This window comes from Allobosea sp., from assembly GCF_035999205.1.
GTDB lineage: Bacteria > Pseudomonadota > Alphaproteobacteria > Rhizobiales > Beijerinckiaceae > Allobosea.
Genome location: NZ_DASYHA010000025.1, coordinates 998247 through 1023016 on the forward strand (window position 1 = coordinate 998247; position 24770 = coordinate 1023016).

27 protein-coding genes are annotated in these 24770 nt (G+C 66.4%); 7 read left to right on the forward strand and 20 right to left on the reverse strand.

Features of this window, described 5'->3' with window-relative positions:
- Nucleotides 1-39: 39 nt before the first annotated feature.
- From mobA to VGN82_RS20140, 4 genes are read right to left on the reverse strand one after another with little or no spacing between them, the layout of a single operon-like run.
- Entirely contained in the window at nt 40-663 is a 624-nt protein-coding gene (mobA, locus tag VGN82_RS20125; protein WP_327528820.1) for a molybdenum cofactor guanylyltransferase MobA, read from the reverse strand.
- The gene (locus VGN82_RS20130) at nt 660-1181 is read right to left on the reverse strand and encodes a YdbT family protein (RefSeq protein WP_327528821.1); all 522 of its coding nucleotides are present in this window, start codon (nt 1179-1181) and stop codon (nt 660-662) included. The genes mobA and VGN82_RS20130 overlap by 4 nt, the downstream gene beginning before the upstream one ends.
- A 7-nt stretch (nt 1182-1188) precedes the next feature.
- On the reverse strand, nt 1189-2079 hold the full coding sequence (locus VGN82_RS20135) for a formate dehydrogenase accessory sulfurtransferase FdhD (protein WP_327528822.1): 891 nt from the start codon (nt 2077-2079) through the stop codon (nt 1189-1191).
- A gap of 20 nt (nt 2080-2099) precedes the next feature.
- Nucleotides 2100-2615 carry a DUF2478 domain-containing protein gene (locus tag VGN82_RS20140; protein WP_327528823.1) on the reverse strand — a complete coding sequence of 172 codons (516 nt, stop codon included), beginning with the start codon at nt 2613-2615 and terminating at the stop codon, nt 2100-2102.
- Between the two features lie 197 nt (nt 2616-2812).
- Between VGN82_RS20140 and VGN82_RS20145 the strand changes: the two genes are divergently transcribed.
- Nucleotides 2813-4063, forward strand: a complete 1251-nt coding sequence (locus VGN82_RS20145; RefSeq protein ID WP_327528824.1) for a peptide ABC transporter permease — start codon at nt 2813-2815, stop codon at nt 4061-4063.
- An 8-nt stretch (nt 4064-4071) separates the two neighbouring features.
- Here the strand turns inward: VGN82_RS20145 and VGN82_RS20150 are convergent, their stop codons facing one another.
- The 7 genes from VGN82_RS20150 to VGN82_RS20180 all read right to left on the reverse strand — a co-directional run bounded on the left by VGN82_RS20150 (nt 4072) and on the right by VGN82_RS20180 (nt 10687).
- Nucleotides 4072-5082, reverse strand: coding sequence for an ABC transporter ATP-binding protein (locus VGN82_RS20150; RefSeq protein ID WP_327528825.1), 1011 nt, complete (start codon nt 5080-5082; stop codon nt 4072-4074).
- Nucleotides 5079-6092, reverse strand: a complete 1014-nt coding sequence (locus VGN82_RS20155) for an ABC transporter ATP-binding protein (protein ID WP_327528826.1) — start codon at nt 6090-6092, stop codon at nt 5079-5081. Before VGN82_RS20155 ends, VGN82_RS20150 begins: the two co-directional genes overlap by 4 nt.
- Before the next feature lie 5 nt (nt 6093-6097).
- Nucleotides 6098-7045, reverse strand: a complete 948-nt coding sequence (locus VGN82_RS20160) for an ABC transporter permease (RefSeq protein ID WP_327528827.1) — start codon at nt 7043-7045, stop codon at nt 6098-6100.
- Between the two features lie 10 nt (nt 7046-7055).
- On the reverse strand, nt 7056-8039 hold the full coding sequence (locus tag VGN82_RS20165) for an ABC transporter permease (protein ID WP_327528828.1): 984 nt from the start codon (nt 8037-8039) through the stop codon (nt 7056-7058).
- Between the two features lie 110 nt (nt 8040-8149).
- Complete coding sequence (locus VGN82_RS20170) at nt 8150-9751, reverse strand: ABC transporter substrate-binding protein (RefSeq protein WP_327528829.1); 1602 nt, start codon at nt 9749-9751, stop codon at nt 8150-8152.
- A gap of 158 nt (nt 9752-9909) precedes the next feature.
- Nucleotides 9910-10185, reverse strand: a complete 276-nt coding sequence (locus VGN82_RS20175; protein ID WP_327528830.1) for a hypothetical protein — start codon at nt 10183-10185, stop codon at nt 9910-9912.
- Between the two features lie 268 nt (nt 10186-10453).
- Nucleotides 10454-10687 carry a hypothetical protein gene (locus VGN82_RS20180; protein WP_327528831.1) on the reverse strand — a complete coding sequence of 78 codons (234 nt, stop codon included), beginning with the start codon at nt 10685-10687 and terminating at the stop codon, nt 10454-10456.
- Nucleotides 10688-10746: 59 nt separating this feature from the next.
- Between VGN82_RS20180 and VGN82_RS20185 the strand changes: the two genes are divergently transcribed.
- Entirely contained in the window at nt 10747-10980 is a 234-nt protein-coding gene (locus VGN82_RS20185; protein ID WP_327528832.1) for a hypothetical protein, read from the forward strand.
- A 744-nt stretch (nt 10981-11724) separates the two neighbouring features.
- On the opposite strand, the gene argE is transcribed toward VGN82_RS20185, so the two are convergent.
- Nucleotides 11725-12885 (reverse strand): acetylornithine deacetylase, encoded by a 1161-nt coding sequence (gene argE, locus VGN82_RS20190; RefSeq protein ID WP_327529188.1) that lies wholly within the window; start codon nt 12883-12885, stop codon nt 11725-11727.
- A 170-nt stretch (nt 12886-13055) separates the two neighbouring features.
- Here argE and VGN82_RS20195 point away from each other — a divergent pair, with 170 nt between their 5' ends.
- The 4 genes from VGN82_RS20195 (at nt 13056) to VGN82_RS20210 (ending at nt 16957) form a co-directional block, all read left to right on the forward strand.
- Nucleotides 13056-14024, forward strand: coding sequence for a threonine ammonia-lyase (locus tag VGN82_RS20195; RefSeq protein ID WP_327528833.1), 969 nt, complete (start codon nt 13056-13058; stop codon nt 14022-14024).
- 175 nt (nt 14025-14199) lie between these two features.
- Nucleotides 14200-14589, forward strand: coding sequence for a cupin domain-containing protein (locus VGN82_RS20200; protein WP_327528834.1), 390 nt, complete (start codon nt 14200-14202; stop codon nt 14587-14589).
- Nucleotides 14590-14661: 72 nt separating this feature from the next.
- Nucleotides 14662-15834: a M20 aminoacylase family protein gene (locus VGN82_RS20205; protein ID WP_327528835.1), complete on the forward strand. Its 1173-nt coding sequence runs from the start codon at nt 14662-14664 to the stop codon at nt 15832-15834.
- A gap of 13 nt (nt 15835-15847) precedes the next feature.
- On the forward strand, nt 15848-16957 hold the full coding sequence (locus tag VGN82_RS20210) for an NAD(P)/FAD-dependent oxidoreductase (protein ID WP_327528836.1): 1110 nt from the start codon (nt 15848-15850) through the stop codon (nt 16955-16957).
- A 2-nt stretch (nt 16958-16959) separates the two neighbouring features.
- On the opposite strand, the gene VGN82_RS20215 is transcribed toward VGN82_RS20210, so the two are convergent.
- The gene (locus VGN82_RS20215; protein WP_327529189.1) at nt 16960-17292 is read right to left on the reverse strand and encodes a GIY-YIG nuclease family protein; all 333 of its coding nucleotides are present in this window, start codon (nt 17290-17292) and stop codon (nt 16960-16962) included.
- A gap of 90 nt (nt 17293-17382) precedes the next feature.
- Between VGN82_RS20215 and VGN82_RS20220 the strand changes: the two genes are divergently transcribed.
- Entirely contained in the window at nt 17383-18018 is a 636-nt protein-coding gene (locus VGN82_RS20220) for a DUF2239 family protein (protein WP_327528837.1), read from the forward strand.
- A 1-nt stretch (nt 18019) separates the two neighbouring features.
- On the opposite strand, the gene eda is transcribed toward VGN82_RS20220, so the two are convergent.
- The 7 genes from eda to VGN82_RS20255 form a co-directional block, all read right to left on the reverse strand.
- On the reverse strand, nt 18020-18664 hold the full coding sequence (eda, locus tag VGN82_RS20225; RefSeq protein ID WP_327528838.1) for a bifunctional 4-hydroxy-2-oxoglutarate aldolase/2-dehydro-3-deoxy-phosphogluconate aldolase: 645 nt from the start codon (nt 18662-18664) through the stop codon (nt 18020-18022).
- Between the two features lie 39 nt (nt 18665-18703).
- Entirely contained in the window at nt 18704-19393 is a 690-nt protein-coding gene (locus tag VGN82_RS20230; protein ID WP_327528839.1) for a 6-phosphogluconolactonase, read from the reverse strand.
- Nucleotides 19393-20895: a glucose-6-phosphate dehydrogenase gene (zwf, locus tag VGN82_RS20235; protein WP_327528840.1), complete on the reverse strand. Its 1503-nt coding sequence runs from the start codon at nt 20893-20895 to the stop codon at nt 19393-19395. Before zwf ends, VGN82_RS20230 begins: the two co-directional genes overlap by 1 nt.
- Before the next feature lie 207 nt (nt 20896-21102).
- Entirely contained in the window at nt 21103-21855 is a 753-nt protein-coding gene (locus tag VGN82_RS20240; protein ID WP_414644337.1) for an ABC transporter ATP-binding protein, read from the reverse strand.
- Nucleotides 21852-22703 (reverse strand): ABC transporter ATP-binding protein, encoded by an 852-nt coding sequence (locus tag VGN82_RS20245; protein ID WP_327528843.1) that lies wholly within the window; start codon nt 22701-22703, stop codon nt 21852-21854. The genes VGN82_RS20240 and VGN82_RS20245 overlap by 4 nt, the downstream gene beginning before the upstream one ends.
- A gap of 4 nt (nt 22704-22707) precedes the next feature.
- Nucleotides 22708-23619, reverse strand: a complete 912-nt coding sequence (nikC, locus tag VGN82_RS20250; RefSeq protein WP_327528844.1) for a nickel transporter permease — start codon at nt 23617-23619, stop codon at nt 22708-22710.
- Nucleotides 23620-23629: 10 nt separating this feature from the next.
- Complete coding sequence (locus tag VGN82_RS20255) at nt 23630-24676, reverse strand: ABC transporter permease (RefSeq protein ID WP_327528845.1); 1047 nt, start codon at nt 24674-24676, stop codon at nt 23630-23632.
- Nucleotides 24677-24770 lie beyond the last annotated feature (94 nt).

Consider the following 24770-nt stretch of genomic DNA (forward strand, 5'->3'; position numbering starts at 1 on the left):
CGCTCTTATCAGGAGAGATAGCGAGCCGCCGTCGCCGGTTCAAGCCGGCGGGAGGGTGGCGAAAAGCCGCTCCGCCTCCGTCAGATCGTCGGGCTTGTTGGCATTGAAGAACGGATCGACGGGATCGGTCGCCCATTCGGCACTGGCGCAGCCATGGCGCGCAGTCCAGCGGTCGATCTTGCGCTCGTCCTCGACCGTCAGCGCGTGCCGTAAATCGTCGCGCAGCGAGACGGGCCAGAGGCCGATGACGGGATGCGTCCAGCCGCCGGACGCGGCGCAGGCGAGCGGCACATGCTCCGCCTGTCGCGCCGCATGCAGGAGGGTGACGAGATCGCGCGGAATGAAGGGCGTGTCGGCGGCGACGCTCACCAGCCATTCCAGCTCGGGCCGGTGCAGCGCCATCCAGTCGAGCCCGGCGAGGATGCCGGCAAGCGGCCCGGCGAAATCCGGCACGTCGTCGGCGACCACCGGAAGCCCGTAATCGGCGAAGCGAGCGGGGTCGCCATTGGCGTTGATCAACATCCCGTCGCATTGGGGTCCCAGCCGCTCGATCACATGGGCGAGGATGGTGCGCCCAGCGATCATCCGGAGAGGCTTGTCGCCGCCGCCCATGCGCCGGGCGAGACCGCCGGCGAGGAGCAGACCGAGGGTGGGTAGGGTCATGGCGCGGCTGCCTGCAGGCGGCGCATTTCGCGGGCAACGGCCTCGGCCTCTGGGATGCCGATGAAGCCGTCACGCTCGATGGTGTTCGGCCCCTCCGAGTTGCTGATCTCCACGTTGAAGAAAAGGACGTCGCCCAAAGGCGGCTTCGAGGCATTCACTTCGATGAACGGGAGCGTGCGGATCAGGAAGCTCTTCTGCCAGCCTGGGGCTGCAACGATCGTCCGTTGGTCGGTGACGACATATCTCATGCCGGACGCGTCGCGATATCGCCGCAGCGGTTCGCCCAACCCCCATAGGCCCACCCCGAAGAACAGCAATCCGAAGGTCCAGACGAAGCCACCGGCCTTCGCGGCGCCGATCATCCAGAAGATCGAAAAGCCGACGAAGAAGAGCATGAAGGGCACTTTGATCGCCGCGCCTCGCATTGCGAACCGGCGCGGCTCCGGACTGCCCCACCAGATCAGTGTTTCACCCGCATCCAGCAGATCGTCCGGGCGTTTCGTCACGCCCGGCAGCAAAACAGTATCAGTCATCCCCCGCCCCCTTGCGGCGATGGCGCTCGCCTTCCTCCTCGACCCCGGAGGGGTCGGCGTCGAAGACGATGTTCTCCTCGCCCGACAGCGCGACGAAGCGCTTGCCGCGCGCCCGACCGATCAGGGTGAGGCCCGCCTTGCGCGCGAGCTCGACGCCCCATTCGGTGAAGCCGGAACGCGAAACCAGAACGGGTATGCCCATGCGCACCGTCTTGATCACCATTTCCGAAGTCAGGCGCCCGGTCGTGTAGAAGATCATCCGCGCGGGATCGACCTTGTGCCGGAACATCCAGCCGGCGACCTTGTCGACGGCGTTGTGGCGGCCGACATCCTCCATGTAGACCAGCGGCTTGTCGGCTTCGCACAGCACGCAGCCATGGATCGCGCCGGCCTCCAAATAGAGCGAGGGCGTGGTGTTGATCTTCTTGGTCAGCGCATAGAGCCAGCTCGTGCGCAATTCCGCCTTCGGCAACTCGATCTCGTCGATCGCCTCCATCAGATCGCCGAAGGCTGTCCCTTGTGCGCAGCCGGAGGTCAGCGTCTTCTTCTTCAGTTTCTGCTCGAAATTGGTGCGCTCCGGCGTGCGGACGACGACAACCTCAAGCTCTTCGTCGTAGTCGACCGCGTCGACGACATCGCCGCGCTTCAGCATGTTCTGGTTCAGCAAATAGCCGAGCGCGAGATCGTCGGGATGGTCGCCGATCGTCATCATCGTGACGATCTCCTGCGCGTTCAGATAGAGCGTCAGCGCGCGTTCGGTAACGACGCGGGTTTCGACCCGGGCTCCCGTCTGGTCGATGCCGGAGACGGTTGCGCCCAGACGCGGCGCCTGCGGATCGGGCCGGACGAGATAATCGTCGAGGAAGCTCATATCCTGCGCCATCGCGGCTGCTCCAGAGACGATCAGGCGGCGGCGCGCGCCAGCGAAAGCGCCCAGGCCTCGATCGCATCCTGCTCGGCGGGAAGTTCGACCCACTCGTCGCCGGCGAATTCGCGCCAAGCCGGCAGAACATCCTGCCTGACCGCGATCAGCAGCGGCACGCCGGCCATGAGCGCTTCGCCAATCTCCTGACGCAGCCCCTGACCCAGCATCTCCTGGCGGCCGAACTTGTTGACGATGACGAGTTCGGTGCCATCAGCGAGCGATGCGGTCAACGCGGCGCCGGCGGCCGCCAGCCCGGTTGCATCGAGCCTGCAGCCGGAGGATGCGGCGCCGCGGTTCTCGCTGATCGGGAAGCGGGTGCCGCTGGCGAGGTCCTCGAGCGCCATCGACAGGCAACCCGCGTCGCAATCGCCATCATTGTGCTGCACGACGCCGCCGAGGCGCAGCCCCCTCGCCTTCAGGCGCAGCGCGAGATCGGCCATGAACCGGTCGATCTCGAAACCGGAAGCATAGGGAATGGCGGCCAGCAGCGTCATGACGATGTCATCCCATGAAAACGTTCGCCGTGAAAGCGCCGCTGCGGCCGCAGTGTCTTGCGTGCCTGAAAAGCGGCCATGCGTGGCAAGATGCAACCCAAGTGTTGCTCCGGCCCTACAGTCGTGTCCGCAACGGGCCGTTACGGTCTGATCGTCGGCGACATGCCGGCAAAGCCATCGTCCGGTTTCTTCAAGCCATGTCCCGTCGCCACGCCCAGGCCCCGCTCGATCCCGCCGCTGATGCCGCGCTGCTGTTGCGCCGCATCGGTTTCGGCACGCTCGCGCTCGTCCTGCCGATCGCCTCCCTGGTCTCGCGCCGCGCCGCCGTCGTGCTGGCGCCGATCGGCGTCGTACTGCTGGTGATCGCGGCGCTGATCGAGGATCCGGGCGGCTTCGCCTCGACGCTGCGGCGCGCCGTGCTCAGCGTGCCCGGCATGATCCTGGTTGGCCTCGTCGCCTGGGCCGTCCTGTCCCTGGTCTGGAGCCCCTATACCGCGTCCGCGACCGAGAAGGCCGGCAACCTGGTGCTGGCGGTGGCTCTCGGCTTTTGCGGCACGGCGGCGCTGCCGGAGCGGATGCGCGCCGCAAACCTCAACCTGGCGGCTCTGGGCACCGGCATCGCGGCGCTCTTCGCTCTGGCTCTGGTGGTGGTCGCCAGCCTGCGCCAGGCCGACACGGATGCAGGTGTCGAACGCGGGATCAGCGTCATCCTGATCATGGCCTGGCCGGCGCTCGCCTGGCTGCTTTCCCGCGCACGCGGATTGAGCGCGCTCGGCCTCGCGCTGGTCGTCGGCCTGCTGGCGCTGACCCGATTCGAGGATGGCGAGGCCGTGGCCATGATCTGCGGCGCCGTTGCCTTCGGCGCCGTCAGCGCCAACCGCGAGAAGGCGTCTGCCATCATCGCCGCGACCATCGCCGGGCTGATGCTGATCGCGCCGATCCTGCCGTTCCTGCTGATCCCGATCGTCTCGCGCTTCCCGCAGGGGCTGGGAGAGCTCGCACAGTCGCTTGCGGCCTGGGCGGATGTGATCAGCAGCGCGCCGGTCCAGCTCATCACGGGCCATGGGCTCGACACCGTGCTGCGCGGCAGGGTGATCGGCGCCCTGCCGAATTCGACGCCGACGACGCTCCTCTTCGAAACGTGGTACGAGCTTGGCCTCGTCGGCGCGGCGGCGGCTGCATTCTGCCTGTACTTCGCGATCCGAGCGGCCGGCCGCATGCCGGGCGCGCTGGCGGCTGGTGGCGTCGCCGCCTTCACCACCGCCTTCGCCCTGACCGCGCTGGGCTTCGCAACGCTTCAGCCCTGGTGGCTGATGACACTGGCGGCCGTCGTGCTGATGTTCGGCGCCATTGCGCGCGGGCAGTATCGCACCGACCGGCCGATCGCGCCGCTGCCGCTGAAGCCTGCCGGCGTCACGCGCCCGAAGGCGGGAAACAACGGCGGATAGGCTAACGCTCAGGCGGCCGCCTCGCGGCCGGCATTGACGGCATGGCAGGCGACGCCGTCGATCACCGGCGGGTTCTCGGCCCGGCAGCGGTCGAAGACCAGTGGGCAGCGCGGATGAAACGTGCAGCCGGGGGGCGGCGAGATCGGGTTGGGGATCTCGCCCTTCACGCCCTCGCGGGAATTGCCCGCCATGGCGAGATCAGGCACGGCGTCGAGCAGCATGCGGGTGTAGGGATGGCGCGGCGCCGAGAACAGGCGCGCGCCCTCCGACACCTCGACCAGACGGCCGAGGTACATCACGCCGACGCGCGTCGCCATGTGCCGGACGACGGCGAGATTGTGCGAGATGAAGAGATAGGTCAGCCCGAGCCCTTCCTGCAGGTCGCGCATCAGGTTGAGGATCTGGGCCTGGACCGAGACGTCGAGCGCCGAGGTCGGCTCGTCGCAGACGATGAACTCGGCATTGGAGGCGAGCGCGCGAGCGATCGCGATGCGCTGGCGCTGACCGCCTGAGAATTCGTGCGGGAACTTCTTGCCGTCGTCGGGATGCAGGCCGACCAGGCTCAGCAATTCGCCGACGCGCTCCGCGATCGCTGCCTCGCCCTCGACGACGTCGAAGGCGCGGATCGGCTCGGCGATGATCCGCCCGACGCGCCAGCGCGGATTGAGGCTGGCATAGGGGTCCTGGAAGATCATCTGAATACGGCGGCGCAAGCGCTGGCGCTCCAGGGCGGCCGCGGCATCGTGCATGGAGACGCCGGCGATCGTGACCGTGCCCTCGGATGGCGGCAGCAGGCCCACCACCATGCGAGCGACGGTCGATTTGCCCGAGCCGGATTCGCCGACCAGCGCGAAGGTCTCGCCCTTGCGGATATCGAAGGAGACGCCGTCGACCGCCTTGAGATATTGCCGCGGCGCATGCTCCAGCACGCGGTTGAGCCAGGGCTTGGAGACATCGAAGACGCGCCTGAGATCGCGGACCTCGACGAAGGGCGGCTCGGCGGCGGGTTTGCTGTTCACGCGGCGAACTCCCCTCTGGAACCGGTGAAGGAAGGTTCGTCATAGAGGTGGCAGGCGACCTTGCGATTGCCGACCGCGATCGGCTCCGGCCGTTCGACATGGCAGCGGGCGAAGGCCTGGGAACAGCGCGGGTTGAAGGCGCAGCCCGGCGGTATCGCCGAAAGCCGCGGCATCGAGCCGGGGATCTGGACCAGCCGCTCCGCCTCGCCCTCAAGCGAGGGGATCGCCCCCATCAACCCCTTGGCATAGGGGTGGAGCGGTTGCTTCACCACCTCGCGCACCGGGCCGATCTCGGCGACGCGGCCGGCATACATCACCGCGACGCGGTCCGCCGTTTCGGCGATGACGCCCATGTCATGGGTGACCAGCATCACCGAGGTGCCGCGCTCCTGGCAGAGCTTCTTGATGAGAGCGATGATCTGCGCCTGCACGGAAACGTCGAGCGCCGTGGTCGGCTCGTCGGCGATGATGAATTCGGGCTCGGCGCAAAGTGCGAGCGCGATCACCACGCGCTGGCGCATGCCGCCGGAGAACTCGTGCGGATAGCCGTCGATGCGGCGCTCGGGGGCGGGAATCCCGACCTCGTCGAGCAGGGCGATGGCGCGGGTGCGGGCCTCTGCCGCACTCAGGTTTGTGTGGACGCGGATCGTCTCGATGAGTTGCTCACCGACGCGATAGAGCGGGTTCAGGCTCGTCAGGGGGTCCTGGAAGATCATGCCGATGCGCTTGCCGCGCACCTTGCGCATCGCGTCATCAGGCAGGTTGTCGATCCTGTGCCCCGACAGCACGACCTCGCCGCCTGCTATGCGGCCGGGCGGGTCGATCAGGCCGATGATGGCGGCGCCGGTAACCGACTTGCCGGCGCCGGACTCGCCGACGACGCCGAGCACCTCGCCGCGAGCCACGTCGAAGGAGACGCAGTCCAAGGCGCGCAGGGTGCCGCGCCGCGTGACGAATTCGACCGTGAGGTCGCGGACGGAGAGGACGGGCTTCTCTGGCTCGGCGGACATCGCGCTCACCTCAGCTTCGGGTTGAGAGCATCGCGCAGCCAGTCGCCGAACAGGTTGATCGACAGGGCGAGCAGCACCAACACGAGCGAGGGGAAGAGCAGGATCCACCATTCGCCGGAGAACAGATATTGCTGGCCGAAGCGGATCAGCGTGCCGAGCGAAGGCTGGGTCGGCGGCATGCCGACGCCGAGGAAGGAGAGCGTGGCCTCCTCGATCACGGCGAGCGCCAGGTTGATCGTGGCGATCACCAGCACGGGGCCGGCGACATTGGGCAGGACGTGTTTGAGCATCACCGGCCAGGCCTTGAGCCCGATCAGACGAGCGGCGTCGACATAGACCTTGTTCTTCTCGACCAGCGTCGAGCCGCGCACGGTGCGGGCGTACTGCGCCCAGTTCGACAGGCCGATGGCGATGACGAGCACCAGCAGCGTCATGCGCTCCTGGAGGGCCGGCGGGATCAGCCCGCGCGCCACGCCGAAGACCAGCAGCGCCACCAGAATGGCCGGGAATGAAAGCTGGACGTCGGCGACGCGCATGATCAGCGCCTCGGTGCGGCCGCCGACATAGCCGGCGATGAGGCCCAGGCCCACGCCGATGACCAGCGAGAACAGCACGGAAGCCGCGCCCACCAGCAGTGAGACCCGCGAGCCGTAGAGGATGGCCGAGAAGATGTCGCGGCCCTGCGCATCCGAGCCCAGCCAGAACACCTTGCCGGTGATCTCGTTGGGCTGCATCGGGCGGGAGAAGCCGTCGGAGAGATCGAGCGAGGCGGGATCGAAGGGGTCGTAGGGCGCAATCAGCGGCGCGGCGACGGCGGCCAGCACGAGCAGCAGCGCCATCAGCGTCGCGACGACCGTCACCGGCGAGGAGCGGAAGGAATAGGCGATATCGGAATCCCAGAATCGCGCAATGCGGCCTTGCGGCTTCGACGTTGGAAGCGGGGCGCTGCTCATCGCTCTGCTCCTACTTCGCCATGGCCGGATTGCCGGTCCGCAGCCGCGGATCGAGCGCGACATAGATGAGATCGACGACGAGCGAGGTGAGCACGAAGACGAAAGCGACGAAGAGCAGATAGGCGGACATCACGGGCACATCGACAAACTGCACGGCGTTGACGAAGAGCGCGCCGAGCCCAGGCCACTGGAACACCGTCTCGGTGACGATGGCGAAGGCAATGACGCCGCCGAGCTGCAGGCCGGCGATGGTGATGACGGGAATCATGGTGTTGCGCAGGGCATGGCGAAACTCGATGCGATGCTCGGGGATGCCGCGAGCGCGGGCGAAGCGGATGAAATCGCTTCGCATCACCTCCAGCATCTCGGAGCGGACGAGGCGCATGATCAAGGTAAGCTGGAGGAAGCCGAGCGTCAGCACCGGCATCACCAGCGATTTCAGGCCGCTCGTGGTCAACAGCCCGGTCGTCCACCAGCCGAGCGCGACGGTGTCGCCGCGCCCGAAGGAGGGCAGCCAGCGCAGTTCGACGGCGAAGATGTAGATCAGGCCGATGCCGATCAGGAAGGTCGGGAGGCTGACGCCGATCAGCGAGAGCGACATGACGAGGTTCGCGATCCAGCCGTCGCGCCGGATCGCGGCATAGACGCCGAGCGCGATGCCGACGACGAAGGCGAAGATCGCCGAGAGCACCGCGAGCTCGACGGTCGCCGGCAAGCGCTCCAGGATCAGCGCCGAGACCTTGCGGCCCTGGCGATAGGAGATGCCGAAATCGCCGCGCGCCGCATCCGCGACGAAGCGGGCGAACTGCAGCGGCACGGGATCGTTGAGGCCGAGCCTTTCTGTCAGCTCGGCACGGTCCTGCAGCGTCGCCTCCTGGCCGAGCATGTTGACGACCGGATCACCGACGAAGCGGAACATCGAGAAGGCGATGAAGGCGACGGCCAGCATCACCACAAGCCCCTGCATCAGCGAGCGCAGGATATAGGCAAGCATCGGAGCTACTTTCCCAACACCGTCAGAAAACAACTCTTCACGTCATCCCGGGCGGAGCGGAGCTCGGGCCCGGGATGACGGCGGAGGTTCACGAACGAGGCCGAGGAGGCCTACGACCCCTTGAAGCTCACCATCTTAAGCTTGGGGTTGTTGGCGACATCGACGGGGATGTCGAGCGAGGTGTTCATCGCGTAGCTCAGCGACTGGTGGTGGATCGGCAGATAGATCGTCTCGTCCTTCAGCTTGGCCCAGAGCTTGGCGATGGTCGCATCGCGCTTCGGGATGTCGACCTCCCGCGAAAGCGACTGGATCATCGCATCGACCTCGGCGTCCTTGTAGCCGGTCGCATTCCACGAGCCCTGCGAGCCCGTGCGCGAGTGGTACATGTAGGAGAAGATGTAGTCGGAGTCGTAGGTCGGGACGCCCCAGCCGACGAGATAGAACTCGGTCTCAGGCGGGTTCTTCTGGATCAGGTTGAAGTGGATCGACTTGGATTGCGAGACCAGGTTCACCTTCACGCCGATCTGGCCGAACATGCCGACGGCCGCCTGGCAGATGCCTTCGTCATTGACGTAGCGGTCGTTCGGGCAATGCAGCGTCACCGAGAAGCCGTTGGGATAGCCGGCTTCGGCGAGAAGCGCCTTGGCCTTGGCGTTGTCGACGGCCGGCGCCGCGTCCAGCTCCTTGGTCCAGCCATTGACGAAGGGCGGCATGATCACGCCCGTCGGCACCGACTCGCCGCGCATCACGACGCGCTGGATCGCCGGGCGGTTGATCGCCATGTTCAGCGCCTGGCGCACCTTCTTGTCGGCGAAGGGGTTCTTGCCCTGGACGTCGTCGCCCTTCAGGTCGACGGAGGCGACATCCATGCCGAAGAAGATGGTGCGGTTCTCGGCGCCGGAATTGACCCTGAGCTTCGGCTGGCTCTTGAGGCGGGCGATGTCCTGCACCGGCACGTCCTGGACGAAATCGACCTCGCCCGAGAGCAGCGCCGCGACGCGGGTGGCGTCCTGCTTGATCGGAACGAAGGTCAGCTCGCTCACCTCGAGCGGCACCTTGCCCTTGTTCCAGTATGCGTCATTGCGCTTCATCACCGTCTTCACGTCGGTCTCGCGCGAGACCAGCACGAAGGGTCCAGTGCCGTTGGCGTTGCGGACGGCGAAGTTCTCTTCCTTGTTCTTGAAGTCCTGGGCCTTGGTGGCGTTGTTCTTCTCCGCCCAGCCCTTGCTCATGATGCGGATCGAGGAGGTGTTGTTGACCAGCAGTGGGTTCGGCCCCTTGGTCTTGATGCGGACGGTCAGGTCGTCGACCTTGCTGACCTTCTCGACCGAGGTCAGGTAGCCCTTGAAGTCCGAAGTCGGCTGCATGGCGCGTTCATAGGAGAACACCACGTCGTCGGCGGTGAAGGCACTGCCGTCATGGAACTTGACGTTGGGTTCGAGCTTGAACTCCCAGGTCGTAGGATCATCCGGCAGCACCCGCCAGGAGGAGGCGAGCAGCGGCAGGAGTTTGCCGGCATGGTCGCGCTCGGTCAGGCTTTCATAGATGTGCTGGTTGAGCGAGGTCGTCGGGCCCTCGTTCTGGCCGTGCGGGTCGATCGTCAGGGCATCGCCAGCGGCGGCCCATTTCAGCGGCCTCGCCTCGGCTGTGCCCAGCGCCAGCACCGAAACCCCGAGCAACGCGGCAGCAAACCCGAAAACACGCGATTTCATCGGATGATACCTCCCCTTGCAGGCACCGACAGCGCCTGATGGGAGGGATGTTAGGGGTAGGCTGCGCGCCTGTCACGGGTCTAATGCGCGTAGGATGCATAGCCGAAGGCAGCATGTGCGCGATCTTGCGGCAGGCGTTCGGGATAGGGGCTCAGGCCTTACGAATCGGTTGGGCGGCGCGATCCGGTGCTAGCTCGTTGCTTGGCTCGCCGCGCCGCGCCGTCGGTTTGGACGAAACATCGCGCGCCTTCACCCATAGGCACGCATGTGGTTGGCCCCATGCTCTCGGCGGCTGTCTCGACCTCGGTCTCGAAGCTGTCATTCGGCACCTGTTCGACCGTTTGCGAAATAGAGCCCGCCGAACAGGCGGACAGAAACGCGCAAATGGCGATGACGGACGACAGGGGCAGGATGCGTCGCGCGATGGGGCTCATGGAGCTGTCTTACCCTGCCGGACCCCGCCGCGGAAGCCCACAAGCCGCCGCTGCTTGAACGGACTTCGATGTCTGCCGCGGGCCGTTTGCGGACCTTAGCGCTTCAGCCGCGCGAACAGCACATCCCGGCTTGGGCATCCGGCAAGAGAGCTGACAGCGCGCTGGAACATTGCGGAAAGCCGTCGATTTCGCTGATCGCATCTCGAATGGACCCAGGGGCTTCTTCGTCCGCGATCAGATCGAGCTGGCTTCGAAGAAGCGGCCTTGCTCACGTCTCATCGTCAACCGCTATGGGTCGTGCGCCTGCGGAGAAGACGCCGCGCAGGAAGCCCCGCGACGTTGATCGATCGGCATCCTGCAACAGCACGGTCAGATCGTGCAGGAGCGCCCTGATTGCGGCACGCTCGGAACCATGCTCGGCGATCAGATCATTGATCTCGGCTTCGATTTCGAGCTCGGGCGACAGGTCGTCGGCCTGCTGATCGGCTGGCTGCGCGGACATGGTTTGCGTTCCTTGGGGTCAGAACATAATGAGAACAAACTGGCCATCGGAGTCAAGTCATGGCCAGCGTCGCCCCCGTTCCCCCAACCTTTCAAGATGCGTCGCAAGAACCTCTGCCGGCGAGGACGAGCATCATGCACTCAATGAAGGCGAGCGATGAGCGCGCACCGCCGAGGCGTCGCGGTCATCCACGTCTGGTCGACGACGGGCTCGGTGCGGTCAGCGCGCTGGACGTGCTGGCACGGCACGGCTCGATCCGAGAGTCGTTCGAAGGTCAGCTTCGAGCGCTGTGAGCGGATCCAATCCGAGCGCTAGACCAAAGGTCCCATATCCCAACTCTCAGGCGGCCCTCGGTTGGACCATGTCGAACGCCTCCCAACGACCGGCCCCATATGCTCTCCAACCTCGCCTGCCGGGCGTCTGCACTAGGTCGGAGGGATGACCGCACGGATGAAATGTCGGGCTCCTCGCGGAGATGCCTCTCGCCAAGCGCTACAGGTCCTCGCCGGCGGGAATGACGGGCTGCGCTGCAGAGGGAACATCCGCGGCGACGTGGCAGTTGTGTCATTGCAAGCCCAGTTCGATTGCAAAGCGGCGCTGAAGGCGAAGCACCAACAACAAAATGGCCCCGCTCGTTGAAGCGAGACAGGGCCAAGTTTGGCAGCAGCCGGTCCGTTTCCGGCTGATCTCCGGGGGCTTGCCCCCGACGACAATGACCAAACGTCACGCCGCGCCGGAAGTTGCGGTGCCCATTGTAACAACACCGTGATTGACAGAGGTCCGCTCTGCCGAAGCGAGACCGGGCGGGCCACTCTCGGCGACCACGGCGCAACCTCCGGGCAGTCTCCGAGGGGTCTCACATCCGCCGGATATTTTCGGCGCAATCGGCCGGTGGCGGTCCCCGAAGCGATCTCCGAATGTCGCAGATGGGTCGGATGCCTGACAGCCAAGGGTGCCGGCAGGAACCCCCAACAGGCTCCTGCCGATCTCACAGCCAAGTCAAAGGGCTCTACCGTGGTAGCCCCGCCCCCAACGCGTTACCGCGCCAGATCCGCGATCAGCTTCCGCACGAAATCCACGCCGGCATCGAGTTGCGCCACGGTGATGAACTCGTCGGGCTGGTGCGCCTGGGCGATGTCGCCGGGGCCGCAGACGACAGTCGACCAGCCGGCCCGCTGGAACAATCCGCCCTCGGTGCCATAGGCCACGACATGGCGCGCATTGTCGCCGGTCAGGCGACGGCACAGTTCCTCGGCCGCGCCGTGCTCTTCAGGCGCCATGGCCGGCGTGTCCGAAGTGATGGTGAAGTCGATGCCGGTTTCCGGCGCGATCGCCTGCATCCGCGCCGAAAGATCGGCCATCTTGGCGCGGTAGAGCGCCTCGTACTGTTCGTATTGCTCGCCGGGGATCGTGCGGACCTCATGCGTGAAGCTGCAATCCTCGGCCGTGATGTTGACCGCCGTCCCGCCATGGACGACGCCGACATGGAGCGTCGTGTAAGGCGGCTCGAAGCCGTTGTCGGCGGTGGTGCGCGCCTTGTTCTGCGCCATGGTCTCGCTGTGCCAGTGGATGAGCTCGCCCGCCGCCATCACTGCGGAAACGCCCGCATGCATCTGGCTGGAATGGACTGCATGCCCGCGCACCGCCGTGCGCATCCGCAAGCCGCCCTTGTGGCCGGTGACGACCTGCATCATCGAGGGTTCGCCGACGATGACGGCGGCGGGCTTCAGCCCGGCTTCGACCATCGCCTTGATCAGCACGCGCGCGCCCTGGCAGCCGACCTCCTCGTCATAGGAGAGGGCGATATGGATCGGGCGCTTCAGAGACGCAGCTAGCATCTCCGGCACCAGGGCGAGCGCTATCGCATCAAAACCCTTCATGTCGCAGGCGCCGCGACCATAGAGCTTGCCGTCGCGCTCAGTGAGCGTCCAGGGATCCGAAGTCCAGTCCTGACCGGCGACCGGCACGACGTCGGTATGGCCGGAGAGCACGATGCCGCCCTCAACCTTCGGCCCGATCGTGGCGTAGAGATTGGCCTTCTCGCCATCGGCGCTGTGCGCCAGCGTGCTCTCGACTCCGAGCCCCGCGAGGTAGTCGCGGCAGAAATGGATCAGGTCGAGATTGCTGCGCTGCGATTCCGTATTGAACGAAACCAGCTTGGCGAGCATCTCCTTGGGCGTCATTTCTCGGGGCGTCATGGTCACGAGGCTGTTCTCCAAAAGGCGGCCCAAGGCAGGTTTCATGCCTACGGGCTTCGGACCGATCGTCTGATATATTTTGTAGGCTCCCTCGCCCCTGCTGCCAACGCTACGTTTCCGTGCACAGCGAAGCGCCCCTATAAGGGAACCACGAAGCAAGAGGCGCAGGCATGAACTTCGACGTCACTCTGGGCGATATCCAGGCCGCCGCGGCGCGCATCGCCGGCAAGATCAGGCGAACGCCAACCTTCTACAGCGCCGGCCTCTCGGCCCGGCTCGGCGTCGAAACGGTGGTCAAGGTGGAGAGCCTGCAGCTCGGCGGCTCGTTCAAGGTGCGCGGCTGCTTCAACAAGCTGATGAGCCTGAGCGAGGGCGAGCTGGCGCGCGGCGTCGTCACTGTCTCCGGCGGCAACCACGCCATTGCCGTCGCGCTGGTGGCGAAGACCATGGGCTGCCGGGCGCTGGTGCTCATGCCGAAGAATGCAGCGTCCTTCAACGTCGCGATGGCGCGCTCGCTGGGCGCGGAGATCGAGCTGTGCGAGGATTCGATCGCGGCCTTCGCGAAGGCTGAAAGCTACGCCGCGCAGGGCATGACCAATGTCCATTCCTACGACGATCCGGCGATCATCGCCGGCCACGGCTCGCTCGGCCTCGAGCTGAACAATGATGCCGGCGGCCGGCTCGACCATGTCTTCATCTCGATCGGCGGCGGCGGTTTCGCCGCCGGCGTCGGCGCGGCCATGAAGGGGCTCGATCCGGCGCTGCGCATCCACGGCGTCGAGACGGAAGGCGCGACGACGATGACGCAGGCGCTCGAGGCCGGAAAGCCGGTCGCGATCCGGCCGACCTCGATCGCACGCACGCTGGGCGCTCCCTTCGCGACGGAGCGGACGATGGCCGCAGCGCGCCAGTTCATCGAGGATATCGTGATCGTGCCGGACGCCGATGCGGTCCGCGAGATCGACTGGGTGCTGCAGAACGGGCGGGTACTGCTGGAGCCGGCCGCCTCCTGCGTCGTTGCCGCAGCAGTGGCGCGCAAGGCGATGTTCAAGCCGGGCGAGCGGGTCGCTCTCGTCCTCTGCGGCTCGAACGTCGCGCTCGAGGACATCGCAATCTGGCGCACCCAGTTCTGCCTTTGAGGAAAGCGCTGCCAGCCTCGTCGTCGCGCCACGCCGCGGGCGCGCAGCCGGGTCGCGGCGCCGAGCCTTGACGCTGTGCCCCGTTCGGGCTTCTGGAGAAGGCGCGCCGCCTTGGATCCCTTCGATCCGGCGAGGTCGTCCCGACGGGCCACTGGCGAAACGTGAAGGATGCGAGATGGAAATCCTCGACCACAAGACCCAGCCGCAGGACAAATGGCGCGACGGCGTGATGACCGAGATGCGGGTCTCGGCGCTCGTCCAGAGCAAGCAGCTTTGCATCTTCGAGCAGTTCTGCGAGCCCGGCCTCGGCGCGCCGATGCATCTGCATGCGGTCGAGGAAGTGCTCGAAGTCATGGGCGGCACGGCCGAGATCTATCTGCGCGACCAGACGATGGTCGTCACCGCCAACCAGTCCGTGCTGATTCCTGCCGGTGCCCGCCATGGCTTCAAGAATATCGGCACCGACACGCTGCATGTCCGTGCCACGCTCGCGGCGGCAATCTTCGAGGCATCCTATGACGACCGCAACGAGCTGTCGCGCCGCTACGTTCCCGCCGACGCCTGACCGGCGTCCCTCCAACCTGCATTCCTGAAAGTCCGTCGCCGACGGATCGCTGTTCCGAGACCCGAGGATCCTATGCCCAAAGCCGAACTCATCGCCGCGCTTGCGCCCGAGATCACCGCCATCCGTCGCGATTTCCACCGTCATCCCGAGCTGATGTACGACGTGCAGCGCACGGCCGGGATCGTCGCGCAGAAGCTGACCGAATGGGGCGTGGACGAGGTCGTCTCCGGCATCGGCAAGACCGGCGTCGTCGGCGTCATCAAGGGCAGGAACCAGGGCTCCGGCAAGGTCATCGCCATGCGCGCCGACATGGACGCGCTGCCGATCCATGAGGAAACCAATCTCGAGCACCGCTCGACCATTCCGGGAAAGATGCATGCCTGCGGCCATGACGGCCACACCGCCATGCTGCTCGGCGCCGCCAAGTATCTTGCCGAGACCCGGGACTTCGACGGCACGGCTGTCGTGATCTTCCAGCCGGCCGAGGAAGGCGGCGCTGGCGCCAAGGCGATGATCGACGACGGCATGATGACCCGTTTCGGCATCCAGGAAGTCTACGGCATGCACAACAAGCCTGGGCTTCCGATCGGCCAGTTCGATGTTCGCAAGGGCCCGACCATGGCCGCCGCTGACCGCCTCCACATCAAAATCGAGGGCAAGGGCGGGCATGCGGCCGCGCCGCACCGGGTCAACGATCCGATCGTCGCCGCCTGCCAGCTCGTCACCGCGCTGCAGACGATCTCGTCGCGCAATGCCGATCCGCTCGATTCGATCGTCGTTTCGGTGACGGCGCTGAACGCCGGCGAGGCCTTCAACGTCATTCCGCAGACGGTGGAGATCAAGGGCTCGATCCGCACCCTGACCCCGCAGATGCGCGACCTCGCCGAGAAGCGCGTTACCGAGATTACCGATGGGCTGATGAACGCCTTCGGCATGACCTATAGCTGCGAGTACCATCGCGGCTACCCGGTCACCTTCAACCATGCCGCCCAGGCCGACTTCGTGGTCGGCACGATCGATGCCGCCTTCGGCAAGGGCAAGGTCGATACGAGCGTGCCGCCGACCATGGGCTCGGAGGATTTCTCCTACATGCTGGAGGAGCGTCCCGGCGCCTTCATCAACATCGGCAACGGCGACTCGGCCGGGCTCCACCACCCGGCCTACGAGTTCAACGATGCGGTGATCCCCGTCGGCGTGACCTACTGGGCGAACCTCATCGAAACCGCGATGCCGCGCCAAGCCTGAAAGGTATCCCGGCATGCATGACATCGATTGCCTGGTGATCGGGGCCGGCGTCGTCGGCCTCGCGACGGCGCGGGCGCTCGCGCTCGCCGGCCGCGAGGTCGTTGTGGTTGACGCGGCCGAGGGCATCGGCACGCAGACCTCGGCGCGCAACAGCGAGGTCATCCATGCCGGGATCTACTACCCGCCGGGCTCGCTCAAGGCGCGGGTCTGCGTCGAAGGGCGCAAGCGACTCTACGCCTATCTGCGGGAGCGCAACCTGCCGCACAAGGCCTGCGGCAAGCTGATCGTCGCCACCTCTGCCGCGCAGAAGCCGGCGCTGGAGACGATCATGGCCCGCGCGCAGGCTTCCGGCGTCGATACGCTGCGCTGGCTCGATGCCGGCGAGGCCAAGGCGATGGAGCCGGAGGTGCGCTGCGAGATCGCATTGCTCTCGCCCGAGACCGGCGTCGTCGACAGCCACGCCTTCATGCTATCGCTCCTCGGAGAATGCGAGGCGGCGGGCGGCTCGCTCGCGCTGAACACGCCGATCGCCGGCTGGCGCCGCGAGTCCGACGGCTTCAGCGTCGATTTCGGCGGCGAGGAACCGGCGACCTATTCGGTCAGGACGATCGTGAATTCGGCCGGCCATGGTGCGCCGCGGCTGTTGCACAGCCTTGACGGCTTTCCGGCCGAGCACATCCCGAAGCAGTCCTTCGCCAAGGGCAACTATTTCGCGCTGCTGGGCAAGCAGCCCTTCTCGCATCTGGTTTATCCCGTGCCGGAAGCGGCCGGGCTCGGCATCCATGCGACGATCGACATGGGCGGGCGGGTGAAGTTTGGCCCTGATGTCGAATGGGTCGAGCATGACCAGGATCTCGTCGTCGATCCGGCGCGCGCAGAGAAATTCTATGCCGCAATCCGGACCTACTGGCCGGGCCTAGCGGATGGCGCGCTCGTCGCCGACTATGCCGGCATCCGTCCCAAACTGCACGGACCGACCGAGCCGATGCCTGATTTCCGCATCGACGGGCCGGCAGTCCACGGCGTGCCGGAACTCGTCAATCTGCTCGGCATCGAAAGCCCCGGGCTGACGAGTTCGCTGGCAATCGCGGAGCTCGTCGTGGAGAAGCTGTCGGTCCGCTGATCTCAGATCCGGGGCGCGCCGAGTGCGGCCGCCCAATATGTGAGCCGGTCTTTGAGGGAGCGGTCGCGAAGATAGGGATCGGTCTCCTCCTCGAGCTGCTCGACCGGCTCCAGCACGAAAGTGTCGGCGCCGTGACGCAGCCAGGCCTCCTGCAAGCCGCGGTGGCGATGCGTGCCTTGCTGCAATGTGAACCGGAGGCGGTTCTCGATCTTCTCGAGATTGGGCGCCTGCCCGACCCAGAACTGGCCGCTCGCCAGGCAGCGTATCCGATAAACCCCGGCCACGACCTTGCGTTCCTTGTAGGCGGCGATCGCCGCCTTCCTGTCCAAACCCATCATCGCACTCGCCCAGCTTCATCATTTTCGACTGGACGACAAATATCATCCGGGTATTAATAGGGCAATATTCTACCCGGATCAAAATTCATGACACAGACTCACAGGCCGGAAGGGCCTCACCGCCCTTGCACTGCCTTCCACGGCGACCGCCAACTGGCCCGCGGACCGCTCAGCGAAGTCGCACTTGCGGTTAAGGCAGCAGCAGGCGAGCAGCCGAGCGCACCGATCCTGACGTTCGACGATCAATCCGGCGCCGTCGTCGATCTCGATCTGCGCGGCTCGGCGGCAGAGGTGCTGGCACGGCTGGCGCAGACATCGGAGCCCGCATCAGGCTTCGCGACTGAAATCGACGCGGCCTCGACCGAAACCGGATCGCGCGGACGAGGCCGTCCGAAGCTCGGGGTCGTCGCGCGCGAGGTCACGCTCCTGCCGCGCCATTGGGACTGGCTTGCGACGCAGCCGGGCGGCGCCTCCCCTGCCCTGCGACGGCTGGTGGACGAGGCGCGGCTCCGCGACGGCGGAGAAAGCAGCCGGAGGCTCGCACGGGAGGCCGCCTACCGCTTCATGTCGGCAATGGCCGGCGACCGGGCCGGTTTCGAGGAAGCCTCACGGGCGCTGTTCGCAGGCGATGAAGCGCGGTTTCTGACGCAGGCCGCTGCCTGGCCTGCCGACATCCGCGACCATGCCCATCGACTCGCCTGGAAAGCGGCGCGGCCCGCCTGAACTATCCGCGTGCCGCCTTGAACGCTTCGCTCGCCTCTTTCGCGAGCTGCGTCACGCGCTTCCAGTCGCCGGTCGCAATCGCATCGGCGGGCACGAGCCAGGAGCCGCCGACGCAGATGACCTGCGGCAAAGCTAGGTAAAAGGACAGGTTCGCGAGGCCGACGCCACCCGTCGGGCAGAAGCTCATCTGCGGGAAGGGCCCCGACAGCGCCTTCAGCGCCGGCGGCCCGCCCGCAGTCTCGGCCGGGAAGAACTTGGCGACCGTCCGGCCCGCGGCGACGGCGCGCATGCAATCCGACGCCGTGGCGACGCCCGGCAGCCAGGGCAGCCCGGCCTCCTTCAGGGCGGCATCGACGCTCTCGCTGAAGCCAGGGCTGACGACGGCTTTCGCACCGGCATCCTTGACCTGCGCGACCTGAGCCGGCGTCACGACCGTACCTGCGACCGGCAGCGCCTTCGGCACCGACTTCGCGATGGCTTCGAGTGCCGCAAGCCCGGCCGGACGACGCAGCGTGACTTCGACGACATCGATGCCGCCAGCGACGAGGGCGTGCGCGAGGTCGATGGCGCGCGAGGCGTCCTCGATCACCACGACCGGAATGACGCCACAGGCCTTGAGCCGGGCAATCGCGGCAGTTTCGTCCATCGTCTCGTCTTTCAATCGATTTGATAGGATCGGGGCGGTCTACTCTTTCGCCCAGTAGACGTCGAGCCCCTGCGCGCGCGCCAGCAGCAGATCGACCGGCAACGGCAGGGGGTGCTCGGCAACGGCCGCCAGCACCGCTTCCTTCACAGAGCCGGCGATCAACAGGCTCGCCCAGCCTGCCCCGGTCAGGCGGGCGGGCGACAGCGACAGCCGCGGCGGCAGTCCGGGCGGATGCGCGATGACGATGCCGCTATCGGGTGCCGCGAGAAATGTCGCTTCGCTACCGGGGAATAGCGAGGCAATGTGGCCATCCGTGCCCATGCCGCTGACCAGCAGGTCGAGCGGCGGCGCCTGCGCCAGTTCGGCGCAGAGCACGGCCGCCGCGGCCTCGATGTCGCTGCCATGGCCATGGAAGGAGAGAAAGCCGACCCGCCCATTTTGCAAAGGCGCGAACTGCTCGCGGAACATGCGCTCGTTCGAGGCGACGTCATCGGCTGCTACGAAGCGCTCGTCCGTCGGCATCAGCATCACGTTCTCCCATGGGAGATCGATCGCGCCGAGGGTGGCGAGGAAGTGCGCCGGCGTCGTGCCGCCGGGAACGGCCAGCGAAGCCCTGCCCTGCTCCGCCAGCAGCGCCCGCAGGCGGATCGCGACCGCCTCGGCCAGCGCCTCCGAAGCATCCGGCAGGCTGGCGAAGCGATGCCAGGCGACGGTGCCGCGCGCCTCCATCAGACCAGGTCCGGATCAGCCCAGGAGCGGCCCTCGCGCTCGATCAGGCCGATCGCCTGCGAGGGGCCCCAGGAGCCGGCCACATAGCGATGCGGGTGCGGGGTGTAGTCCTGCCAGCCTGCAATGATCGGATCGACCCAGGTCCAGGCTTGCTCGACCTCGTCGCGGTGCATGAACAGGGTCTGGTCGCCGCGGATCACGTCCGTCAGCAGGCGCTCATAAGCATCGGGCGTGCGTTCATCGAAGGCGGTCGAATAGCGTAGATCGAGCTGGCGCGGCACGACCTTGAGCCGGCCGGAGCCCGGCACCTTCATCATCAGCTGGAGCTGGACGCCGTCATTGGGCTGGAGCCGGATGACGAGGCGGTTGGCATCGAGCCGGTCGCAGGAGCCGCTTCCGAAGATCGAATGCGGCACCGGCTTGAAGGTGACCGCGATCTCGGAATAGCGCTGCGCCATGCGCTTGCCGGTGCGCAGATAGATCGGCACGCCGGCCCAGCGCCAGGTATCGATCTCGCAGCGGATCGCAACGAAGGTCTCGGTGTTGCTGGCATGGCCGAGTTCCTCGGCATAGCCGCGCACGCGCTGGCCGTCGATCTGGCCCGCGACATACTGGCCACGGACGGTGTAGCGCTGGACGTCCGGCCCGACGATCGGGCGCAGTGCCTTCAGGACCTTGATCTTCTCGTCGCGGACAGCGCCCGCCTCCAGCATGTTCGGCGGCTCGATGGCGAAGAGCGTCAGCAGCTGCATGAGATGGTTCTGGACCATGTCGCGCATGTGCCCGGACTTATCGTAATAGCCGGCGCGGCTTTCCAGTCCCACTGTCTCGGCGACGGTGATCTGGACATGGTCGATGTCGCGGCTCGACCAGGAGCGCTCGAACAGCGTGTTGGCGAAGCGCAGCACCAGCAGGTTCTGCACCGTCTCCTTGCCCAGATAATGGTCGATCCGGTAGGTGCGATCCTCCGGCAGGATGCGCGCGACGGCGTCGTTGATCTCGCGCGCCGAGGCGAGATCGCGCCCGAGCGGCTTTTCCAGGATGACGCGCGAGGTCGGCGTCAGGATGCCGGCAGCGGCGAGGTTCTCGCAGATCGGGATGAAGAGGTCGGGCGGCGTCGAGAGATAGAAGGAGCGGACGCGGCCATTGGCCCCCAGTTCCGCTTTCAGCGCCGCATAGGTCTCGGGCTTGACCGCATCGAGCATGACTACGGTGAGGCGCTGCAGAAAGGCGTGGACGTCGTTCTTCGAAAGCCCTTCCTCTGACAGCCGCCTGGCGATCTGCTTCGGCAAGTCCTCGACGTCTTCGGCCTTGCGGACGATGCCGAGGATGCGGCTCTCGCCCGGCAGCACGCCCTCGCGGCTGCGCTGCGCCAGCGCCGGAAAGAGCTTGCGCAAGGCGAGATCGCCACCGGCGCCGAAAATCACCAGATCGAAGGGCGGAACCGGGGTCCGCTCCGGGGCCGTCTCTGGCCGTAACGTGCGATCGGCGATGGCGTCCATGTCTCTTACTTCTCCATGCCCGGCACCAGGCCCAAGCCCGACGGAAAATCCCGGCCCGGCAGTGATTTCCAGGCGACACCTATCAGGACGCCGGGCTTGCGACGAGAATGCGACCAAGGCGCTCGATTGCCAAACGCTTAGATCACAGGGCGGGTGTCACGTGCGGCGCACAGCTCAAGCCTTCGGCGCCCGTCCAGGCGGCGCGGCTCAGCCGCGCCTGAAACCCTCGCTCGCGGTGAGCAGTTGCTGCGCATAGGCCGTCTGCGGGTTGCGGGCCGCCAGCGTCCGCGCCGTCATCTCCTCGACGCCACGGCCGAACTGCATCACCAGCAGGCGCTCGCACATATGCGCCACGACCGCGAGATCGTGGCTGACGAGGATGTATGTGAGCTTTCGTTCCTTGCGCAGCGCCTGCAGCAGATTCAGCACCTCGGCCTGGATCGAGACGTCGAGCGCGGAGGTCGGCTCGTCGAGGAGCAGGATCGAGGGTTCGAGCACGAGCGCACGCGCGATCGCCACCCGCTGACGCTGGCCTCCGGACAGCTGGTGCGGGTAGCGGAAGCGGAAGGAGGCGGGCAAGCCGACCTCCGCCATCGCCCGGCCGATCCGCTTTTCGGCGTCGCCAATGCCGTGAATGGCCAGCGGCTCGGCCAGCGTATCGTCGACCGTCTTCTTGGGATGCAGCGAGCCATAGGGGTCCTGGAAGACCATCTGGACGTTGCGGTAGAAGGCCTTGTCACGGGCCTTCGGCTGCACGCCACCGTCTATCGCGATCATACCGCTCCAGTCGCGATTGAGGCCGGAAAGCACGCGCAGCACGGTCGACTTGCCCGAACCGGATTCGCCGACGATGCCGTAGCTCTCGCCCGATGCGACCGCGAAGGAGAGGTCCTTCACGACGTGGGAATCGCCGAAGGAGACGTTGAGTTTGTCGACCGCAATGGCGGGTTTCGTGCTCATGCCAGCCATGCCGGGTCGCGCTTGAGGGTGGCGAGTTCTGCTCGCGGATGGTCGAGATCAGGCAGGCAGCCGAGCAGCCCCAGCGTGTAGGGATGCCGTCGAGCGCGAGCCGCCTCGTCGGCAAGCTCGGCGGCCGGCAAGGTCTCCATCGCCTTGCCGCCATACATGACGATGACGCGGTCACAGAAGGACTGCACGAGGTGAAGGTCGTGGCTGATGAAGATCAGCCCCATGCCGCGCTGCGTGACGAGATCGTCGAGGATCTTCAGGATCTGGAGCTGCACGGTGACGTCGAGCGCCGAAGTCGGCTCGTCAGCGATCAGGATCTCGGGCTCGGCAATAAGCATCATCGCGATCATGACGCGCTGCCCCATGCCGCCTGAGACCTCATGCGGGTAGAGGTCGTAGACGCGCCCCGGCTCGCGAATCTGGACCTGCTCGAGCATGGCGAGGCTGCGCTCGCGCGCCTCGCGGGCGCCGGCCTTGTGGTGGATGCGATAGGCCTCGGCGATCTGGTGGCCGACGGTCTGCACCGGATTCAACGAGAATTTCGGGTCCTGCATCACCATGGAGATGTGGCGGCCGCGCAGCTTGCGCCGCGCACCCTTGTCCATCGTCGTCAGATCCTGGCCGCGGAACCTCAGGCGATCGGCCGTGACCACGCCGGGATGCGGGATCAGGTCGAGGATTGCGCGCCCGGTCATCGACTTGCCGGAGCCGGATTCCCCGACGATGCCGAGGCGCTCGCGGCCGAGCGTGAAGGACAGGCCCCGAACGGCATGCACGATGCCGGTCGGCGTGTGGAAATCGACGCGCAGATTGTCGAGTTCGAGGAGCGGCTGTTCCATCACCTCACCTCGCATCCATAACGTCGCGCAGGCCGTCGCCGAGCAGGTTGAAGCCGAGCGCGACGACGCAGATCGCGATGCCGGGGAAGGTCGCGACCCACCACTGGTCGAAGATCTGCTCGCGGCCGGCCGAAATCATAGCGCCCCATTCTGGGATCGGTGGCTGGGCACCGAGGCCGAGGAAGCCGAGTCCTGCGGCGGTGAGGATGATGCCGGCCATGTCCAGTGTGGACCGCACGATCAGCGACGGCAGGCACATCGGCACGACATGCTTCATGACGATCCGCCATTGCGAGGCGCCCTGCAGGCGGACCGCCGCGATGTAGTCAGCATTCCGGATCACCAGCGTCTCCGCGCGGGCCACGCGGGCGTAGGGAGGCCAGGCGGTGAAGGCGATGGCGATGACGGCATTCTCCAGTCCCGGGCCGAGCGCCGCGACGAAGGCCAGCGCCAGCACCAGGCGGGGAAAGGCGAGGAAGACGTCGGTGATGCGCATCAACACGGTGTCGACCCAGCCGCCGAGATAGCCGGCGGCACAGCCGATGAGCAGGCCGATCGGCCCGACCGTGACGACGACGAGCAGCACGATGACCAGCGTCACCCGCGTGCCGTAGACGATGCGGCTGAAGATGTCGCGGCCGAGCGAATCCGTACCGAACCAGTAGGTCGCGGACGGCGGCAACAGGCGCTTGTCGAGCGCCTGGGCGATCGGATCATGCGGCGAGATCACCGGCGCGAGCGCGGCGACGACCAGGAGCAGGACAACGATGGCGAGCCCCACCATCGCGGCAGGGTTGCGGCGAAAGGCGAGCCATTGGCGGTAGAGCTGGCCGAGGCGCGCCTGGCGCCGCGAGACCGGGTCGTTCGAGATCAGCCAGTCATGCCAGCTGGTGTGCGCGGTGGTTACATCCGACATCGTCGCCTCCTCAGCGGGTCCGCGGATCGGCGAGGCGGCCGATCATGTCGGAGATGAGGTTGACACCGATGAAGACGGCGCCGACGACCAGCGTGCCACCGAGCACGGCGTTCATGTCCGCGTTCAGCAGGGCGTTGGTCAGGTAGCGGCCGAGGCCGGGCCAGGCGAAGATCGTCTCGGTGAGCACCGAGCCTTCGAGCAGGTGCATGTAGGAGAGCGCGATCACGGTGACGAGCGGGACGATCGCGTTGCGCAGGGCATGCCGCCAGATCACGCCGAACTCCGACACGCCCTTCACCCGCGCGGCGATGACGTATTGCTGCTGCAGCTCGTTGATCATGAAGCTGCGCGTCATGCGGCTGATATAGGCGATGGACAGCAGGCCGAGCACGGAAGCCGGCAGGACGAGATGCGAGAAGGCGTCCCAGAACGCCTCCCACTCGCCCTGCATCGCAGCGTCCAGCATGACGATGCCGGTGACGGGCGTCACATAATCCTGCCAGACGACCGAAATCCGGCCCGGCCCGGAGACCCAGCCGAGCTTGGCATAGAACAGCAGGAGCCCCATCAGGCCGAGCCAGAAGACCGGGACGGAATAGCCGAGGAGCCCGACGATCCGCGCGATCTGATCGGGCCAGCGGCCCTGATAGACGGCTGCGACGATGCCGAAGGGGACACCGAACAGCACGCCGATCAGCGTGCCGAGCGTGGCGAGTTCCAGCGTCGCGGGGAACACGGTCTTGATGTCCTGCGTGACGGTCTGCGCCGTCAGGACGGAGGTGCCGAGATCGCCCCGGAAGACCTTGCCGATATAGATCGCGAACTGGTGCCAGAGCGGCTTGTCGAGCCCGAGATCGAGCCGCGCCTTTTCATAGACATCGGCGGGCGCGCGGTCGCCGACCACGGCCAGGACCGGGTCGATCGGCATCACGCGCGCGATCAGGAAGGTCACGAGCAGGAGTCCGAAGACCGTGATCACGACCGTCGAGAGCTCGCGTGCCGCGATGCGGCTCCAGCCTATGCCCCGTCCGGCCCAGCTTTTGGGTGCTACCGCCATTCAATCAGCCGTTTTGTACGAAATTGCTGCACTGCTGCGCGTCGAATACCAGCCCGCCCGAAAACGCAAGCCCGGCGACGCATCGTCAGCGGCA

What these genes read in the sequence shown, in the direction of transcription:
- mobA (WP_327528820.1), bottom strand. Translation starts at nt 663, where the DNA reads ATGACCCTACCCACCCTCGGTCTGCTCCTCGCCGGCGGTCTCGCCCGG.
- VGN82_RS20135 (WP_327528822.1), bottom strand. Translation starts at nt 2,079, where the DNA reads ATGGCGCAGGATATGAGCTTCCTCGACGATTATCTCGTCCGGCCCGAT.
- VGN82_RS20140 (WP_327528823.1), bottom strand. Translation starts at nt 2,615, where the DNA reads ATGACGCTGCTGGCCGCCATTCCCTATGCTTCCGGTTTCGAGATCGAC.
- VGN82_RS20145 (WP_327528824.1), top strand. Translation starts at nt 2,813, where the DNA reads ATGTCCCGTCGCCACGCCCAGGCCCCGCTCGATCCCGCCGCTGATGCC.
- VGN82_RS20155 (WP_327528826.1), bottom strand. Translation starts at nt 6,092, where the DNA reads ATGTCCGCCGAGCCAGAGAAGCCCGTCCTCTCCGTCCGCGACCTCACG.
- VGN82_RS20160 (WP_327528827.1), bottom strand. Translation starts at nt 7,045, where the DNA reads ATGAGCAGCGCCCCGCTTCCAACGTCGAAGCCGCAAGGCCGCATTGCG.
- VGN82_RS20165 (WP_327528828.1), bottom strand. Translation starts at nt 8,039, where the DNA reads ATGCTTGCCTATATCCTGCGCTCGCTGATGCAGGGGCTTGTGGTGATG.
- VGN82_RS20170 (WP_327528829.1), bottom strand. Translation starts at nt 9,751, where the DNA reads ATGAAATCGCGTGTTTTCGGGTTTGCTGCCGCGTTGCTCGGGGTTTCG.
- VGN82_RS20175 (WP_327528830.1), bottom strand. Translation starts at nt 10,185, where the DNA reads ATGAGCCCCATCGCGCGACGCATCCTGCCCCTGTCGTCCGTCATCGCC.
- VGN82_RS20180 (WP_327528831.1), bottom strand. Translation starts at nt 10,687, where the DNA reads ATGTCCGCGCAGCCAGCCGATCAGCAGGCCGACGACCTGTCGCCCGAG.
- VGN82_RS20185 (WP_327528832.1), top strand. Translation starts at nt 10,747, where the DNA reads ATGGCCAGCGTCGCCCCCGTTCCCCCAACCTTTCAAGATGCGTCGCAA.
- argE (WP_327529188.1), bottom strand. Translation starts at nt 12,885, where the DNA reads ATGACGCCCCGAGAAATGACGCCCAAGGAGATGCTCGCCAAGCTGGTT.
- VGN82_RS20195 (WP_327528833.1), top strand. Translation starts at nt 13,056, where the DNA reads ATGAACTTCGACGTCACTCTGGGCGATATCCAGGCCGCCGCGGCGCGC.
- VGN82_RS20200 (WP_327528834.1), top strand. Translation starts at nt 14,200, where the DNA reads ATGGAAATCCTCGACCACAAGACCCAGCCGCAGGACAAATGGCGCGAC.
- VGN82_RS20205 (WP_327528835.1), top strand. Translation starts at nt 14,662, where the DNA reads ATGCCCAAAGCCGAACTCATCGCCGCGCTTGCGCCCGAGATCACCGCC.
- VGN82_RS20210 (WP_327528836.1), top strand. Translation starts at nt 15,848, where the DNA reads ATGCATGACATCGATTGCCTGGTGATCGGGGCCGGCGTCGTCGGCCTC.
- VGN82_RS20215 (WP_327529189.1), bottom strand. Translation starts at nt 17,292, where the DNA reads ATGGGTTTGGACAGGAAGGCGGCGATCGCCGCCTACAAGGAACGCAAG.
- VGN82_RS20220 (WP_327528837.1), top strand. Translation starts at nt 17,383, where the DNA reads ATGACACAGACTCACAGGCCGGAAGGGCCTCACCGCCCTTGCACTGCC.
- eda (WP_327528838.1), bottom strand. Translation starts at nt 18,664, where the DNA reads ATGGACGAAACTGCCGCGATTGCCCGGCTCAAGGCCTGTGGCGTCATT.
- VGN82_RS20230 (WP_327528839.1), bottom strand. Translation starts at nt 19,393, where the DNA reads ATGGAGGCGCGCGGCACCGTCGCCTGGCATCGCTTCGCCAGCCTGCCG.
- zwf (WP_327528840.1), bottom strand. Translation starts at nt 20,895, where the DNA reads ATGGACGCCATCGCCGATCGCACGTTACGGCCAGAGACGGCCCCGGAG.
- VGN82_RS20240 (WP_414644337.1), bottom strand. Translation starts at nt 21,855, where the DNA reads ATGAGCACGAAACCCGCCATTGCGGTCGACAAACTCAACGTCTCCTTC.
- VGN82_RS20245 (WP_327528843.1), bottom strand. Translation starts at nt 22,703, where the DNA reads ATGGAACAGCCGCTCCTCGAACTCGACAATCTGCGCGTCGATTTCCAC.
- nikC (WP_327528844.1), bottom strand. Translation starts at nt 23,619, where the DNA reads ATGTCGGATGTAACCACCGCGCACACCAGCTGGCATGACTGGCTGATC.
- VGN82_RS20255 (WP_327528845.1), bottom strand. Translation starts at nt 24,676, where the DNA reads ATGGCGGTAGCACCCAAAAGCTGGGCCGGACGGGGCATAGGCTGGAGC.